Annotated in this window: 11 protein-coding genes; 5 read left to right on the forward strand and 6 right to left on the reverse strand. The window is 64.1% G+C overall.

Translation table 11 applies throughout. The features are described from left to right. Positions 1-16: 16 nt before the first annotated feature. The 5 genes from NKI67_RS06380 to NKI67_RS06400 all read left to right on the forward strand — a co-directional run bounded on the left by NKI67_RS06380 (position 17) and on the right by NKI67_RS06400 (position 7689). Positions 17-610 (forward strand): helix-turn-helix domain-containing protein, encoded by a 594-nt coding sequence (locus tag NKI67_RS06380; RefSeq protein WP_031211731.1) that lies wholly within the window; start codon positions 17-19, stop codon positions 608-610. A 77-nt stretch (positions 611-687) separates the two neighbouring features. Next, positions 688-3141 carry a GcvT family protein gene (locus NKI67_RS06385; protein ID WP_352568960.1) on the forward strand — a complete coding sequence of 818 codons (2454 nt, stop codon included), beginning with the start codon at positions 688-690 and terminating at the stop codon, positions 3139-3141. Beyond that, positions 3138-4037: a homocysteine S-methyltransferase family protein gene (locus NKI67_RS06390; protein ID WP_352644791.1), complete on the forward strand. Its 900-nt coding sequence runs from the start codon at positions 3138-3140 to the stop codon at positions 4035-4037. Before NKI67_RS06385 ends, NKI67_RS06390 begins: the two co-directional genes overlap by 4 nt. Beyond that, entirely contained in the window at positions 4037-5218 is a 1182-nt protein-coding gene (locus tag NKI67_RS06395; protein ID WP_352644793.1) for a pyridoxal phosphate-dependent aminotransferase, read from the forward strand. Before NKI67_RS06390 ends, NKI67_RS06395 begins: the two co-directional genes overlap by 1 nt. Further along, on the forward strand, positions 5215-7689 hold the full coding sequence (locus NKI67_RS06400; protein WP_352644795.1) for a GcvT family protein: 2475 nt from the start codon (positions 5215-5217) through the stop codon (positions 7687-7689). The genes NKI67_RS06395 and NKI67_RS06400 overlap by 4 nt, the downstream gene beginning before the upstream one ends. 214 nt (positions 7690-7903) lie before the next feature. Here NKI67_RS06400 and NKI67_RS06405 read toward each other — a convergent pair whose 3' ends face one another. The 6 genes from NKI67_RS06405 to NKI67_RS06430 all read right to left on the reverse strand — a co-directional run bounded on the left by NKI67_RS06405 (position 7904) and on the right by NKI67_RS06430 (position 14273). Then, positions 7904-8485, reverse strand: coding sequence for an NAD(P)H-dependent oxidoreductase (locus NKI67_RS06405; protein WP_023676544.1), 582 nt, complete (start codon positions 8483-8485; stop codon positions 7904-7906). A gap of 207 nt (positions 8486-8692) precedes the next feature. Next, positions 8693-10090 carry an FAD-binding oxidoreductase gene (locus NKI67_RS06410; protein WP_352617684.1) on the reverse strand — a complete coding sequence of 466 codons (1398 nt, stop codon included), beginning with the start codon at positions 10088-10090 and terminating at the stop codon, positions 8693-8695. Further along, the gene (locus NKI67_RS06415) at positions 10090-11391 is read right to left on the reverse strand and encodes a cytosine deaminase (protein WP_352644797.1); all 1302 of its coding nucleotides are present in this window, start codon (positions 11389-11391) and stop codon (positions 10090-10092) included. The genes NKI67_RS06410 and NKI67_RS06415 overlap by 1 nt, the downstream gene beginning before the upstream one ends. 193 nt (positions 11392-11584) lie before the next feature. Further along, positions 11585-12436 carry an ABC transporter permease gene (locus tag NKI67_RS06420; protein ID WP_352644799.1) on the reverse strand — a complete coding sequence of 284 codons (852 nt, stop codon included), beginning with the start codon at positions 12434-12436 and terminating at the stop codon, positions 11585-11587. Then, positions 12423-13265, reverse strand: a complete 843-nt coding sequence (locus NKI67_RS06425; protein ID WP_352617546.1) for an ABC transporter ATP-binding protein — start codon at positions 13263-13265, stop codon at positions 12423-12425. Before NKI67_RS06425 ends, NKI67_RS06420 begins: the two co-directional genes overlap by 14 nt. Before the next feature lie 3 nt (positions 13266-13268). Further along, positions 13269-14273 (reverse strand): ABC transporter substrate-binding protein, encoded by a 1005-nt coding sequence (locus tag NKI67_RS06430; RefSeq protein WP_352617544.1) that lies wholly within the window; start codon positions 14271-14273, stop codon positions 13269-13271. Positions 14274-14485: the final 212 nt, after the last annotated feature.

Consider the following 14485-nt stretch of genomic DNA (forward strand, 5'->3'; position numbering starts at 1 on the left):
TTTCACCAAGACAGGGATGGCTTTGCCCTCAACCGCCGCCAGATCGGAACAGGACAGCGGCGAACGGCTGCTGGCCGGCGACATTCGCGCGTTGCGCAAGGCGCGCGGCTTGACGCTTGCTGAAATCGCACTGAAGCTCGGCCGTTCCGTCGGCTGGGTCAGCCAGGTCGAGCGCGGTCTGTCGGTCCCGTCGCTCGGCGATCTCAGGGCCTTCGCCGAATTGTTCGGCGTGCCGGTCAGCCTGTTCTTCAGCCATGACGTGCCTGTCGAGACCGAGCGCGGCGTGGTCGTGCGCGCCGGCAACCGGCGCACGCTTGGCACAAGCGATTCCGGCCTGGTGGAGGAGCTTCTGTCGCCCGATCTCGGCGGTAGCTTCGAGATGCTGCGTTCGGTCTTCGCTCCGGGTGCCGAGATGAAGGCCGAGGCGCGCCGGCCGACCGAGGAAGCCGGCTACGTCGCTTCGGGCAGTTTCGACATCGAAATTGCTGGCATCTGGCACCGGCTTGGCGAAGGCGACTCCTTCCGCTTCGACGGCAAGCCGTTCCGATGGCGCAATCCTGGAGCCGAGCCGGCTGTCGTCATCTGGGTGGTTTCGCCGCCTGTCTATTGAACGAATGCATGTCGCCCAAAAGTGCGTGGCGGTTTTGGGACAACGACATGCATCAAAACAAATAGTCGGAGAAGAACATGGCCGGTTTGCCGACCACGGCACGCGTTGTGATCATCGGAGGTGGTGCCGTCGGCGCCTCCTCGCTCTACCATCTCGCCAAGGCGGGCTGGACCGACTGCGTGCTTCTGGAGAAGAACGAGCTGACCTCCGGCTCGACCTGGCATGCCGCCGGCAACGTGCCGACTTTCTCCTCGTCATGGTCGCTGATGAACATGCAGCGTTATTCGACCGAGCTCTATCGCCGGCTGGCCGACGAGGTCCGCTATCCCATGAACTACCACGTCACCGGCTCGCTCAGGCTGGCCCATAGCGCGGAGCGCATGCAGGAATTCCAGCGCGCCAAGGGCATGGGCCGCTACCAGGGCATGGATATCGACGTGGTCGGGCTCGACGAGATTAAGCGCCGTTACCCCTTCATCGAGACGCATGAGCTGAAAGGCGCGCTCTACGATCCGAATGATGGCGATATCGACCCCGCGCAGCTGACCCAGGCACTGGCCAAGGGCGCGCGCGACATGGGCGCGAAGATCATCCGCTTCTGTCCGGTCACCGGCGTGAGCCGAGACAATCACGAGTGGGTGGTCGAGACGGCGCAAGGCGAGATCCGCTGCGAGATCGTCGTCAACGCCGCCGGCTACCGCGCCGCCGAAGTCGGCAGGATGTTCGGCCGCGAGGTGCCGATGATGGTGATGAGCCATCAATATATCCTGTTCGAGGAAATCCCCGAACTGGCGGCGTGGTCGAAGGAACAGGGCAAGAAGCTGCCGCTGCTGCGCGACGTCGATACGTCCTATTATCTGCGCCAGGAAAAGAACGGCATGAATCTCGGCCCCTATGAGCGCAATTGCCGCGCCCACTGGGTCGGCCACAACGACCCGATGCCCGACGACTTTTCCTTCCAGCTGTTTCCCGACGATCTCGATCGGCTGGAACATTACCTGGCCGATGCTGTCGCCCGCGTGCCGATCCTCGGCACCGCCGGCCTTTCAAAGGTCATCAACGGGCCGATCCCCTATGCGCCGGACGGCAACCCTCTGATCGGGCCGATGCCCGGCGTGCCCAACGCCTTCGAGGCCTGCGTCTTCACCTTCGGCATCGCCCAGGGCGGCGGCGCCGGCAAGGTGCTGGCCGAGTGGGTGACCGAAGGCCAGACCGAATGGGACATGTGGTCCTGCGATCCACGCCGTTTCACCGCCTTTGCCTCGGCCCCGGATTATTGCGTCGCCAAGGGCATGGAGATCTACGGCAACGAATATGCCATCCAGTTCCCGCGCCATGCCTGGCCGGCCGGGCGCGACCGCAAGCTGTCGCCGCTCCACGACCGCATCAAGGCACTCGGCGCCCGGTTCGATGCTTATAATGGCTGGGAACGCGCCACCTGGTATACGAACGCAGGCGACGACATCTCCGAAGAATCCACGCTGACCTTCCGCCGCGACGGGCCGTGGCAGCATCGTGTGCGCGAGGAATGCCTCGCCGTCCGCGATGCCGCCGGCATTCTGGACCTGCCGGGGTTCTCCCGTTTCAATCTCGACGGTCCGGGTGCCGCCGAATGGCTGAGCCTCCAGGTGACCGGCCTGGTGCCGAAACCCGGCCGCATCGGCCTCGTCTATTTTGCCGACGACAAGGGCCGCATCGTCACCGAAATGTCGGTGGTCCGCCACGACGAGAACCTGATGACGCTGATCACCGCCGCTGTGGCTCAGTGGCATGATTTCGAATGGCTGAAGTCGCGCATCCCGAAGGACGCCACATTCAAGCTGATCGACAGGACGGAGGAATACTCCACCCAGATCCTCGCCGGCCCCAACTCGCGAAAAATCCTCGCCGAACTCTGCGCAGCCGACCTCACCCTGCCCTGGCTGACGCATCAGGAAACCAGTATCGCCGGACGTTGGGCAAAGCTGGTGCGCGTGTCCTTCGCCGGCGAGCTCGGCTGGGAAATCCACAGCAAGGTCGACGATACCGCAGCCATCTTCGACGCCGTCTGGGCGGCCGGGAAGAGGCATAGACTAAAACCGTTCGGCATGTACGCGCTGGATTCGCTGCGGCTCGAAAAAGGCTACCGTACCTGGAAGGGCGACCTGTCGACCGACTACTCGATCCTGCAGGGCGGGCTGGAGCGATTCGTCAGATGGGATAAGCCCGACTTCCGCGGCAAGACGGCGCTGCAAAACGAGAAGCAGCAGGGCATCAAGAAGCGCTTCGTCACGCTGGTTGTCGAAAACCCCGGCGACTGCGATGCGCCCACCATGTCGACGCTGTGGCATGACGGCCGGATCGTCGGCGAGACGACATCCGGCGGCTGGGGTCATCGCATCGACAGGTCGATCGCGCTCGGCATGCTGCGCGCCGACCTCACCGAGCCGGGAACCGCGGTCGAGATCGAGATCTTCGGCGAACGTTTTCGGGCGGTCGTGCAGAAGGATGAGCCGTTATGGGATCCAAAGAACGAGAGGCTCAGAGCATGAAGAAAGTGATCCTCACCGATGGCGGCATGGGCCAGGAGCTGGTCCGCCGTAGCAGTTCCGAGCCGACGCCGCTGTGGTCGGCCAGGGTGCTGATCGACGAACCGGATCTGGTGCGCGACCTGCATGCGGAATTCATCCGCGCCGGCGCCCGCGTCATCACCATCAACACCTATTCAGCCACGCCGGAGCGGCTGGCACGCGAAGGCGCGCAAGAGCTGTTCAAGCCGCTGCAGAAGCGCGGCATCGAACTGGCAAGGCAAGCCCGCGACCAGGCCGGCGACGCGGCGATCGCCGGCTGCCTGTCGCCGCTGTTCGGCAGCTATGCGCCGGCGCTGACGATATCCTTCCAGGATACGCTCGACATCTATCGCCGTATCGTTGCCGAGCAGGCGGACGGCGTCGATCTGTTTCTGTGCGAAACCATGGCGTCGGCCGAAGAGGCGCGCGCCGCCGTCACCGCGGCGTCGGAAAGCGGCAAGCCCGTATGGGTGTCGTGGACGCTTGCCGACCACGGCACGCCGCGCCTGCGCAGCGGCGAAGCCATTGCGGCGGCGTCGGGCGCTCTTGCCGGCCTGCCCGTCGCGGCCCGGCTGATCAATTGCTGCCGGCCCGAAGCGATCGCTGCAGCGCTGCCCGAACTGATCGCTCTCGGCGGTCCGGTCGGCGCTTATGCCAACGGCTTCACCTCGATTGAGGCGCTCAAGCATGGCGGTACCGTGGAAGTGCTGCACGCCCGCCACGACCTTGATCCGGATGCCTATGCCGGCCAGGCGGTCGGTTGGGTCGAGGCCGGCGCCGGCATCGTCGGCGGCTGCTGCGAAGTCGGACCGGCCCACATCGCCGCGCTGCGCTACCGGCTCGAACAGGCCGGTTATGAAATTTCGGGAGCAGCATAATGCCTAGGCCATCATCGCGCATTTCCGGCATCGTGCCTTCGGGCAAGGATGGCTGGGAGGTTCATTCCGCTGCCTGGGCGCGCAAGCAGGCCGGCGAGGACATCATCATGCTGTCGGTCGGCGACCATGATTTCGACACGCCGAGCGAGACGATCGAAGCCTGCGTGACGGCCGTCCGCGCCAGCAATCACCACTACACGCCGCTTGCCGGCGTTCCACGCCTGCGCAAGGCGATGGCGGCGGCCTCGATGCGGTGCACCGGCGTTGCGACAAATCCCGACCAGGTCATCGCCACGCCGGGCGGGCAGGCCGCGCTTTACGCGGCCATTCAAGCGGTTCTCGACCAGGGCGACCATGCTATCGTCGTCGCGCCGTATTACGCCACCTATCCCAACACCTTCAGTGCGGCGGGCGCCGAGTTCAGCGTCGTCGAGACCCCCGCCGAGGATGGCTTTCAGCCGCGCGCCGCCGACATTCGCGCCGCCCTTCGGCCGAACACCCGCGCCATCCTGATCAACACGCCCAACAACCCCACGGGCGCCGTCTATTCGCGAGAGCGCCTGGAGGATCTGGCGCAGATCTGCCGCGAGCATGACCTATGGCTGCTGTCGGACGAGGTCTACTGGACGCTGGGCGGCGGCGAGCACGTCTCACCACGCTCGCTGCCCGGCATGGCGGAACGCACGCTGGTCATCAATTCGATGTCGAAGAGCCACGGCATGACCGGCTGGCGCATGGGCTGGCTGACCGGGCCGGAATCAATGGTCTCGCTGTTGACCGACCTCAATCTGGTGATGACCTACGGCCTACCGGCCTTCATCAGCCTCGCCTGCGCTGAGGCGCTCGAAAATGGTTACGGCGTCAAGGAGATCGCCGAGCGCTATGCCGCAAGGCGCGCCGTCGTCCTCGATGCCATGCGCGGTATGAACAACATCACCGTGCGCGGCTCCGAAGGCGGCATGTACGTCATGCTCGACATATCGGCGATCGAGCCGGACGACGAAAAATTCGCCTGGGCTTTCCTCGACCAGGAGAAGGTCGGCGTCATGCCCGGCTCGAGCTTCGGCGAGGCTGCAGCCGGCCACATCCGCTTCAGCCTCTGCCAGCCTGAGCCGGTGCTGATGGAGGCTGCCACACGCCTGCGCCGCTTCGCCTCCTTCTATCGCTGTGAGGCCGCATGAGCGCCTCGCCCACCAAAACCATTCCGACCAAGGCCATTCCTCCCAAAGCGAGGGCGGTCATCATCGGTGGCGGCGTCTCCGGTTGCTCGGTCGCCTATCATCTGGCCAAGCTCGGCTGGACCGATATCGTGCTGCTCGAGCGCAAGCAGCTGACGTCGGGCACGACATGGCACGCCGCCGGCCTGATCGGCCAATTGCGCGGCTCGCAGAACATGACGCGGCTGGCGAAGTACTCGGCCGACCTCTACGTCAAGCTGGAGGCCGAGACCGATGTCGGCACCGGCATGCGCCAGGTCGGCTCGATCACGGTGGCGCTTACCGAGGAGCGCAAGCACGAGATCTATCGGCAGGCATCTCTCGCCCGCGCCTTCGATGTCGACGTGCGCGAGATTTCGCCAAACGAAGTCAAGCAGATGTACCCGCATCTCAATGTATCAGATGTGGTCGGCGCCGTGCACCTGCCGCTCGACGGCCAGTGCGATCCGGCCAATATCGCCATGGCGTTGGCCAAGGGCGCGCGCCAGCGCGGTGCAACGATCGTCGAGAACGTCAAGGTGACCAAGGTGCATACCAGGGCCGGCCGCGTCGCCGGCATTTCCTGGGCGCAGGGCGACGAGCAAGGCCTGATCGAAGCCGATATCGTCGTCAACTGCGCCGGCATGTGGGCACGCGAACTTGGCACGCAGAACGGCGTCACCATCCCGTTGCACGCCTGCGAACATTTCTATCTCGTCACCGAGCCGATCCCCGGGCTCTCCCGCCTGCCGGTGCTGCGCGTGCCGGACGAGTGTGCCTACTACAAGGAAGATGCCGGCAAGATGATGCTCGGCGCTTTCGAGCCAGTGGCCAAGCCTTGGGGCATGAACGGCATAAGCGAGGATTTCTGCTTCGACCAGTTGCCGGAGGACATGGACCATTTCGAGCCGATCCTCGAAATGGGCGTCAACCGCATGCCGATGCTGGCCACCGCCGGTATTCACACCTTCTTCAACGGTCCCGAGAGTTTTACGCCCGACGACCGCTACTATCTCGGCGAGGCGCCGGAGCTTTCCGGCTACTGGATGGCGACCGGCTACAATTCGATCGGCATCGTCTCCTCCGGCGGCGCCGGCATGGCGCTGGCGCAATGGATCAATGATGGCGAAGCGCCTTTCGACCTCTGGGAGGTCGACATCCGCCGCGCCCAGCCGTTCCAGAAGAACCGCCGCTATCTCAAAGAGCGCGTCTCCGAAACGCTCGGCCTGCTCTACGCCGATCATTTCCCCTACCGGCAGATGGCGACCTCGCGGAACATAAGGCGCTCGCCGCTGCACGAACATCTGAAGGCGCGCGGCGCCGTGTTCGGCGAGGTCGCCGGCTGGGAGCGCGCCAACTGGTTCGCTAGGCCCGGCCAGGAGCGCGAATACCGCTATTCCTGGAAGCGGCAGAACTGGTTCGACAACCAGCGCGAGGAACATCTTGCGATCAGGAACGGCGTCGGCCTGTTCGACATGACTTCGTTCGGCAAGATCCGTGTCGAAGGCCGCGATGCCTGCGCCTTCCTGCAAAGGCTCTGCGCCAACGACGTGGACGTGGCGCCGGGCAAGATCGTCTATACCCAGATGCTCAACCAGCGCGGCGGCATCGAGAGCGATCTCACCGTCTCGCGACTGTCCGAAACGACCTTCTTGCTCGTCGTGCCCGGTGCGACGCTGCAACGCGACCTGGCCTGGCTGAGAAAACACCTTGCCGACGAGTTCGTCGTCATCACCGATGTGACGGCGGCCGAAGCCGTGCTTTGCCTGATGGGCCCGGATTCGAGAAAGCTGATCCAAAAGGTGAGCCCGAACGATTTCTCCAACGAGAACAACCCGTTCGGGACGTTTCAGGAGATCGAGATCGGGATGGGCCTGGCCCGCGCTCACCGCGTCACCTATGTCGGCGAACTCGGCTGGGAGCTTTATGTCTCGACCGACCAGGCTGCCCATGTCTTCGAAGCGATCGCGGAAGCCGGCACTGACGCCGGCCTGAAGCTATGCGGCCTGCATACGCTGGATTCCTGCCGCATCGAAAAGGCCTTCAGGCATTTCGGCCACGACATCACCGACGAGGACAATGTGCTGGAGGCCGGGCTGGGTTTCGCGGTGAAAACGGCCAAGGGCGAATTCCTTGGCCGCGATGCGGTGCTGACGAAGAAAGAAACCGGCCTGTCACGCCGGCTGGTGCAGTTCCGCCTGAACGACCCCGAGCCGCTGCTCTTCCACAATGAGGCGATCCTGCGCGACGGCACGATCGTCGGCCCGATCACCTCGGGCAATTACGGCCATCATCTCGGCGGCGCGATCGGGCTTGGCTACGTGACTTGCAAGGGCGAGAGCGAGGCGGACGTCCTGGCGTCGTCCTACGAAATCGAGATCGCCGGCGAGCGCTTTGCCGCCGAGGCCTCGCTCAAGCCGATGTACGATCCGAAATCGGAACGGGTGCGGATGTAACTCTTTTCTTTCTCCCCTTGTGGGAGAAGGTGGCCGAGCGAAGCTCGGTCGGATGAGGGGTGTTGGAAGGATCGCTACCTCAACGGAATTAGCGTTTAGCGCTCCCGTCCCAATCTTCCCACGCCGCGTTTCTTCCAGCACCCCTCATCCGGCTCGGCGCTACGCGCCGATCCACCTTCTCCCACAAGGGGAGAAGGAAAAGTCCCCTCCCGCGTCAGAACGCGTCCATCTTGGCAGCGACCTTCGCGATGAATTTCGTCCGCGTCTCGTTCGTCGACAGGTTCATCGAGTAATGCGCGAGATAGGAGACCGACCCGCCAGGCTTGATGGTGGCGCGCAGCACCCGATTGACCAGCTTGCGCGGCGGGTCGCCCATCAGCATGGCGCGGAACCGGCTGCCGCCATAGGTGGTGACCGCCGCGACCTTGTGAATGTTGTGCAGCGACGGCTGCACCTTGCCGTTGACCAGCTTGAACGACACGCCGGGCAGGAAGACGCGATCGAAAAAGCCTTTCAAAATGGCCGGATAGCCGAAGTTCCACACCGGAAACGACAGCACCAGCGCCTCGGCCCGCAGTAAGCGCTCGACATAGGCTGACGCCGGATCGCCGTCGCTGCGTTCGTCGTGATAGGACAGCCGTTCGGCCCGCGTCAGCCTGGGATCGAAACCCTCCGCATAGAGATCGCAGTCGTCGACGACATGGCCGGCGGCCTTCAGCCGCTCGATGATCGTCCGGTGCAGATCGGCGTTGAAGCTGGTCTCCACAGGATGAGCGTAGAGGACGAAGACGTTCACAGGAGAACATCTCGCAAGTCGGCACCAAGCACCCCCCTCTGCCCTGCCGGGCATCTCCCCCCCAAGTGGGGAGATCGGCTGTCAGTATCGCTTTCGCCAGTTGACGACGTTGGAAGATGGTCGAGACGATGGAACTGCCAATCTCCCCCCTTGAGGAGATGGCCGGCAGGCCAGAGGGGGGTACAGCGCCACTCGCCCGTCATCGTCTCAACCCGCCTTCTCCAGCCCCTTGAACAGGAACGACTTGCCGGAGCGATAATCATAGTCCGGGTTTTCCCAGGCGATCATCTTGCCTGGATTGAGCAGCCCTTGCGGGTCGGTTTCGCGCTTGAAGGCGAGCTGCACCTCGTCGGTGCGCTTCATGCCGCCTTCTTCCAGCGTGTAGCGGTGCGGGTTGAAGATCCAGCAGCCATTGTCCTCGTGGATGCGGATGATCTCGTCGAGCCGCTCCGCCGTGGTGAAGCGGACCAGCGGCAGCCCGGCGATGCCGATGGCGCCGTCGAAGCGGATGAACTCGAGATGCGCCGGCACCTCGTCGCCGAAGCGGTCGACCATCGCCTTGACGTGGCCGAGGTGGTCCGGCGACGGATAGCGGGTCTGCAGATAGGTGATCGTCGGATCGACCCGGATGGCACGCAGCGTCGTGTGGTTCCAGGTCAGCTCATAGGCCGGCGGCAGCCCTTTGAGATCGGCCTCCTTGTCGGCGCGAAAGACGATCTCGCCCTTGCTGCGCGCCGTGAAGGCGAGGAAGGCATCCATCGCATGCGGCGCGATCATCAAGACGACGATGCTTTGGCCGCGCCGGAAAAACCGCTGGTGGCGCTTGAAGTAATCGTAGGGGATGGGTGCTGCGATCGGCGTGATCAGTTTCGCCAATATGCCGTCCTGGATGGCGAGATCGTTGCCGAAGCCAGCCGCATCCATGAAATCGTCGAAGCCGACGATGACGTCGATCCAGTCATAGCTGGCGGTCAGAGGCATCTCGACTTCGGTGATGATGCCGTTGGTGCCGTAGGCGTGCATCACCTTCAGCACGTCCTCGCCGGTGAGCTCCATGACCCGCGGCTCAGCCTCCATCGTCACGGTCCTCAGCCGGATGACGTTGCCGAGGTCGCGCAGTCCGCCCCAGCGGATCGAACCGATGCCGCCGGAGCCGCCGGCGACGAAGCCGCCGATCGATGCGGTGTTGTAGGTCGACGGCGACATGCGGAGCTCCTGGCCGGAATGCGCCCGCGTCGCTCTGTCGATGTCGGCGAGCACGGCGCCGGGGCCGGTGACGACACGGCCCGGCGCGATCATCTTGACCGCGTTCATCTCGGCGAGATTGAGCACCACGCCGCCGGACAGTGGCATCGCCTGCCCGTAATTGCCGGTGCCACTGCCGCGCGGCGTCACCGGGACGCCGTGCCGGTGGCAGGCGGCGAGAATGCGGACGACCTCGTCTTCGGTTTTCGGCGTCACGATCAGGTCACCGGTGACGTGCTCGAGCTGCTGCTTCAGCACCGGGCTGTACCAGTAGAAGTCGCGGCTCTTCTGCTGGACGATGGCCGGATGGTCATCGACCTTGAGGCCGTCCAGGTCGCGCTTGAGCGCCGCAATATCCATCATTCCACCATCAGATCATCGAGTTCGGCATAATCGGGCAGCTGGCGCTCGATCGCATGCCCGTCGCGCACGACGATGCGATCCGATTCGGGCCGCGACAGCAATTCCGTCCAGCTTCGCCCCCTGAAGACGACGAAATCGGCCGGCGCTCCGGCGGCAAGCGTGCCGAAATTATCGAGCCGCATCACCTTGGCCGGCGTTGCGGTGACAGCTTGCGGCCAGTCCGCGACGGGATGGTCGAGATGCAGGATGCGCGTCGCCATGCGATAGACCTCCAGCATATCGAGATCGCCATAGGCATAGAACGGGTCGCGCGTATTGTCGGAGGCGACGGCGACGGCAATGCCGCGCGCCTTCATCTCGTGCAGCAGCGTCACCCCGCGCCAGCGCGGCGTTGTCCTGTCGCCTCGCCGGTCCTGCAGATAGAGATTGCACATCGGCAGCGACACCACCGCCAAGCCGGCCTTGGCGACCTTATCCAGCGTGTCGAGCACGTCGAGGTCGGGCTGGCGCGCCAGCGAGCAGCAATGGCCGACCAGGATGTTCCCGTCAAAACCGTTCCAAAGGGCTGCTTCGGCGATTTTCTTCAGCGAGATCGCCGAGACATCGTCGGTCTCGTCGGCGTGGAAATCGAGGTCGAGGCCATGCTTGATCGCCTGCGCAAACACCTGGTCGAGCAGTTCTTCGAGATCCGGCACCATGTAGGTGACGACGCCGAGGACACCCTTGGCGGCAGCCACCCGTTTGGCCAGCCTCTCGAACCATTTCCTGTCGCGCACGCCTTCGATGCCGAGCAGGCAGGCCGCCTGCAGCTCGATGCGGCCGCGCCATTTCTCCCGCATCGCCTCGAACACCGGCCAGGAGATCTCTTCCTGCGGCGCGACGCTGTCGAGATGCGTGCGCAGCGCCCTGGTGCCGTGCGCGTAGGCGCAGCGCAGCGAAAAATCCATGCGGCGGGCAACGTCGTCGGCGCTCCAGCGCGCCGCGCGGTCGGCGCCGGTGGCGTTCAAAGCGGCCATGAAGGTGCCGTCCGGGTTGGGCTTTCGGGGCCAGATATGGCCCTTGTCGATATGGGTGTGGCAGTCGACAAAGCACGGCAGCACGATGCGGCCGCCGAGGTCGAGGGCGGCTGCCGGTGCTGCCGATCGCCGATGCGCCGCAATGCTGGAAATCCTGCCGTCGGCGACGGCGATGTCGGCGAGTGCAAAACCGTCGGCGTCGGAAGGAGCGGCAAGGCCGAGCGTCAGGGAGGCATGAAGCCGGACCTTGGAGAGATAGTAGGAACCAGAAGCCGGTATCAAGGCGTACCCCCCTCTGTCCTGCCCTCTTTACCACTACTTGGCATCTCCCCCTCAAGGGGGGAGATTGGCAGCCTCGCCCATGGCGCTCGTCTTGCAACGTTGGCGATTAGCGAAATCCTGGATAGCATCCAATCTCCCCCCTTGAGGGGGAGATGTCCGGCAGGACAGAGGGGGGTGCTGGCGCTGCTCACCATCACCGCTCCTGCCTCAGCGCGCTCTCGTGCCAGCGCCGCAAAATGAGATGCGAAATCAGCGACAGCACCAGGAAGATCAGGATGCCGGTGAGCGAGATCAGGATCAGCGCCGCGAACAGTCTTGGTGCGTTGAGCCGGTAGCCGGCCTCGATGATGCGCGAGGCGAGGCCGGACGACTGGCCGGTGGCGCCGGCGACGAACTCGGCCACCACCGAGCCGATCAGCGACAGGCCGCCGGCGATCTTCAGCCCGCCGAGGAAATAAGGCATCGCCGCCGGCAGCCGCAGATAGCGCAATTGCTGCCAGCGGGTCGCGCCGTTGAGCTTGAACATGTCGCGCAAATTGCGATCGACGGAATTGAGGCCGAGTGTGGTGTTGGAGAGGATCGGAAAGAAGGCGACGATCCAGGCGCAAAGCAAAAGCTTCGTCGTCTGGTTGTCGACATAGATATTGATCAGCGGAAAGATCGCGACGATCGGCGTCACCTGCAGCACGATGGCGAACGGAAAGAACGACATCTCCACCCATTTCGACTGAGCGAACAGCACTGCCAGCCCGACACCGCCGACCACGGCGAGAAGCAGGCTCAAGAAGGTGATCCTGAGTGTCACCAGCAGCGAGGAGAACAGCAGCCCGGCATCGTCGTGCAGCGTCTGCAGCACCACGCCGGGGCGCGGCAGGATGTATTTCGGAATGTCGTTCCAGACACAGACGCGGTCCCACAGCCAGATGGCCAGGATCATGATCGCCAGCGGCAGCAGCCATCTGCCGATGCGCTCGAAGCGCTCCTGGCGGACGCGGCGCGCCTCCTCCGGGTCGAGCGCCAGGACTGGTTCTTCAATGGCCGTCATGATGCGGTCCGGCAGTTGAGTTGATAGCGCCGATCAGCACGTCGGATGCCTGGCGGCAGAGCGCGGCATAGTCGGGCGAGGTGCGAAACGCCTCGTCGCGCGGATAGGATGCATCGACGGCAAGCTCGGCAAACACCCGGCCCGGCCGCGCCGCCATGACGACGATGCGGTTGGAGAGGAATACGCTTTCGAAGACGCTGTGGGTGACGAAAACGACGGTAAAACGCTCATCCTGCCATAGCTCGAGAAGGTCGTTGTTGAGCTTGAAGCGGGTGATCTCGTCGAGTGCGGCGAACGGCTCGTCCATCAACAGAATGCGCGGCTTGGTTACCATGGCGCGGGCGATAGAGACGCGCATCTTCATGCCGCCGGACAGTTCGCGCGGCACGGCATTCTCGAAGCCGGTCAGGTGAACCCGCGCCAGCATCTCCATCACCGCCGGCGCCGCCTTGGCACGCGACACGCCCTTCAGCCGCAGCGGCAGCCAGACATTGTCGAAGACGTCGGCCCAGGGCAGCAGCGTCGGCTCCTGGAAGACGAAGCCGATATTTGAACGGTCGCCGATAGTCGAACGCTCGAGGGCGCCGCTGCCGCGCCAGTCGAGCACGCCCGAGGTCGGCGTCGACAGGCCGGCAATCAGCCGCAGCGCCGTCGATTTGCCGCAGCCCGACGGCCCGAGCAGGCTGAGGAAATCGCCCTCCCGGATCGTCAGCTCGACATTGCTGAGCGCGGTGACGCCGTTGGAAAAAACCTTGCCGACGCCACGCAGCGCCAACAGCGTCGGCCCCGATACGCTTCCTGGCTGTTGCGCCACTTTCTCCAGCTTCACGGCCTACTTCTTCAGGTCGAGCCCGACGCTCTTGTTGACGAAGGCCAGCGTGTAGGCCTTCTTGATGTCGATGCCCGCCGGTGTGACCTTGGCCTTGACCATCTTGTCGTAAAAACTCTGGATGCGCGCATCGGTCATGGCGCCGATGCCGAGCTTTTCGCTGTCGCCGGAATCGACCACGCCGAACTTCTTCAGCTGCTCGATCGAGAAGGCGATCTGCTCATCCGTCATGTCCGGATTTTCCTTCTTGATCATCTCGTTGGCGGCCTTGTTGTCGCCGTAGAGATAATTGTACCAGCCCTTGGCCGAGCCATCGACGAAGCACTGGACCACCTCGGGCCGCTTGTCGACCGTCTCCTGCATGGTCTCGACCGTCGTTGCATATGTGTCCCAGCCATAGTCGGCCAGCAGGAACTGGTTCGGCGTGAAACCGCCCTGCTTCTGGACGGCGAATGGCTCCGAGGTGACGTAACCCTGCTGGATCGACTTCTTGTTGGCGATGAACGGCGCCGGGTTGAAGGTGTAGGGCGCGCGCTTGGCGGCGTCGAAGCCGAGGTCGGTGACCATCCACTGGAAGAAGGTCTGCGCACCTTCGTCGCCGAGGATGTACTGGTCGGCGTTCTTCAGGTCTTCCCATTTGTCCAGCCCCTGCCCGGGATGGGACATGATGACCTGCGGGTCCTTCTGGAAGTCGGCCGCCACGACGCGCATCGGTATGCCTTGCTGCACGGCATCGAAGGCCGACAGCAGATTGCCGCCCATGTAAAAATCGATCTTGCCGGCCAGCAGCAGCGGCCGGCCGCTGACCTGTGGGCCGCCCTGCATGATCGTCACGTCGATGCCGCAGGCCGCATAGGTGCCGTCCGCCACGGCCTGGTAGTAACCGCCATGCTCCGGCTCAGCCAGCCAGTTGGTGCCGAAGGTGACTTTTTCGTTCGCTGCCGCGGCAAGCGTGCCTGCGCCAAGCAGCACGATCACGCCCGCCGAAATCTTGAGTTTTCCGTACATCCACACACCACCCTTTGTTCGCTCCGGCGCGTCACGCGCCGGGCTCGACACCATTGTTTCAAGAAGCAAGACACATGCCACCGGCGCGTTGCGCCGGGACCGCCCGCTTGTGCAATGCCCGCCTGAGCAATGGCGGCGCGAAGGCCGGACGGGTCATGCTGTACGAAAGGCATCGTGCCTATTTTTTGATCGCCTGTCCACAATCGCCCTCG

Source organism: Mesorhizobium sp. M0408, assembly GCF_040321495.1.
Classification (GTDB): Bacteria; Pseudomonadota; Alphaproteobacteria; order Rhizobiales; family Rhizobiaceae; genus Mesorhizobium.

What these genes read in the sequence shown, in the direction of transcription:
- NKI67_RS06390 (WP_352644791.1), top strand. Translation starts at nt 3,138, where the DNA reads ATGAAGAAAGTGATCCTCACCGATGGCGGCATGGGCCAGGAGCTGGTC.
- NKI67_RS06380 (WP_031211731.1), top strand. Translation starts at nt 17, where the DNA reads ATGGCTTTGCCCTCAACCGCCGCCAGATCGGAACAGGACAGCGGCGAA.
- NKI67_RS06385 (WP_352568960.1), top strand. Translation starts at nt 688, where the DNA reads ATGGCCGGTTTGCCGACCACGGCACGCGTTGTGATCATCGGAGGTGGT.
- NKI67_RS06400 (WP_352644795.1), top strand. Translation starts at nt 5,215, where the DNA reads ATGAGCGCCTCGCCCACCAAAACCATTCCGACCAAGGCCATTCCTCCC.
- NKI67_RS06420 (WP_352644799.1), bottom strand. Translation starts at nt 12,436, where the DNA reads ATGACGGCCATTGAAGAACCAGTCCTGGCGCTCGACCCGGAGGAGGCG.
- NKI67_RS06430 (WP_352617544.1), bottom strand. Translation starts at nt 14,273, where the DNA reads ATGTACGGAAAACTCAAGATTTCGGCGGGCGTGATCGTGCTGCTTGGC.
- NKI67_RS06410 (WP_352617684.1), bottom strand. Translation starts at nt 10,090, where the DNA reads ATGGATATTGCGGCGCTCAAGCGCGACCTGGACGGCCTCAAGGTCGAT.
- NKI67_RS06395 (WP_352644793.1), top strand. Translation starts at nt 4,037, where the DNA reads ATGCCTAGGCCATCATCGCGCATTTCCGGCATCGTGCCTTCGGGCAAG.